This window comes from Mesorhizobium sp. M7A.F.Ca.US.014.04.1.1, assembly GCF_003998745.1.
Lineage (GTDB): Bacteria > Pseudomonadota > Alphaproteobacteria > Rhizobiales > Rhizobiaceae > Mesorhizobium > Mesorhizobium ciceri.
Window position 1 is genome coordinate 1 of sequence record NZ_RZRW01000058.1, and the last position, 1,638, is coordinate 1,638.

The 1,638-nt window shown below is 62.3% G+C and carries 2 protein-coding genes; both read right to left on the bottom strand.

The features are described from left to right. A partial coding sequence (locus EOA22_RS06285) for a sodium:proton antiporter (RefSeq protein WP_164755283.1) occupies positions 1–928 on the bottom strand: 928 nt, incomplete at its 3' end. A 141-nt stretch (positions 929–1,069) separates the two neighbouring features. Beyond that, a partial coding sequence (locus EOA22_RS38660; RefSeq protein WP_245478601.1) for a L,D-transpeptidase family protein occupies positions 1,070–1,638 on the bottom strand: 569 nt, incomplete at its 5' end.

Sequence of the window (1,638 nt, forward strand, 5' to 3'; positions counted from 1 at the left end):
GGATGATCGGGTGCAGGCTCATGAGTTCCGGCGGCACATGGCGGATGATGTCGGGAAGCTGCAGGCCGAGCACGATGAAGAGAGCACCGTTGAAAACGAAGGAAAGCGTCGTCCACAGCGACATCGTCTGCATGCGGGCCGAGACGCCGAGGAAGCGAAACACGCCGGAGCCGCCGGTGAGCAGGCCGGCGGTAACAGCCGCCAGAATACCGGACGCTCCGACATGCTCGGCGCCGAGATAGGCGATGAAGGGCAGCAGAACCATCACCAGCACCTGCGCTTCGGCCGGCACGCCGCCGATCCGGTTGAGCAATTGCAGCAGCTTGGCGGCAACGAACAGCGCCGCGACGCCGATCAGGATGCCGATCGCCACGGCATAGAGAAAACTGAACGAAGCCGCGGCAAGGGAAAAGCTGCCGGTCAGCACTGCTGCGACGGCGAAGCGGAACATGACGAGGCCTGAAGCGTCGTTGAGCAGCGACTCGCCTTCGAGAATGTGCATCAGCCGCGCCGGGACGACATTCCTGTCGACGATCGAGGACACGGCCACCGCGTCGGTCGGCGACAGCACCGCGGCAAGCGCAAAAGCGACCACCAGAGGGATGCTCGGCACTAGCCAATGCAAGGCGTAGCCGAAGCCGACGATGGTGAAGAAGACCAGCCCTATGGCCAGATCCAGGATCGGTCCGCGCAGCGCCATCAGTTCACGCTTCGGTGCGCCATAGGCATCGCCGAACAGCAGCGGCGGAATGAACACCAGCAGGAACAGCTCCGGATTGATCTCGACATGGATGCCGCGCACCGGCCAGGCGAGCGCGGCACCGATCGCAATCTGCAGCACCGGCAACGGCACCCGCACCAGGCGAACCAGCGCGCCGGAAAGCGCCACGAAGACGAGCACGACCAGAATGAAGACAGCGACTTCCATGGTCCGGTTCCAGGCTTTCCCGCCGACCATGCGCAAAGCCGGCCGATCCGTCCAGCCGCCCTCCCGTGAAAACGCCGCGGCACCCAATCAATGAAAAAAGGCCGCCCTGAGAGGCGGCCTTTTTAAATAGAAATCAAATATTTAAAGCGCGGACGTGATCTGCAGCTCGTTGTTGCCATCAAGCGCGTAGACGTCGTCGCGGAACTGCACCACGCCCGGACCGGTCGACCAGGCCGAGAGATAGAGGAAGTGGACCGGCACCGGATTGGTGACCTGGATCGGCGTGTTTTCACCGGTCTTGATCGCCGCCTCGAAATGCTGGCGGTCCCAGCCGGGCGTGTCGCGCAGGATCCAGGTGACGAGGTCGCGCACATTCTGCACGCGCACGCAGCCCGAGGAATCGAAACGCAACATCTTGCCGAACAGGCTCTGCTGCGGCGTGTCGTGCATGTAGACGCCATCAGGGCTCGGGAAATTGATCTTCACCGAAGCCATGGCGTTTTCCGAGCCGGGATCCTGACGGAACCGGTACTTGGCGGCGTCGTCGGTCGACCAGTCGACATTCATCGGATCGACTTCGCTGCCATCGGGCGCGAACAGGCGGATGTGGCTGTTCTTGAGATAATCGGGATTTTTCCGCATCAGCGGAATGATGTCCTTGCGCACGATCGAGACCGGCGCGTTCCAGTATGGATTGACGATGATCTCGG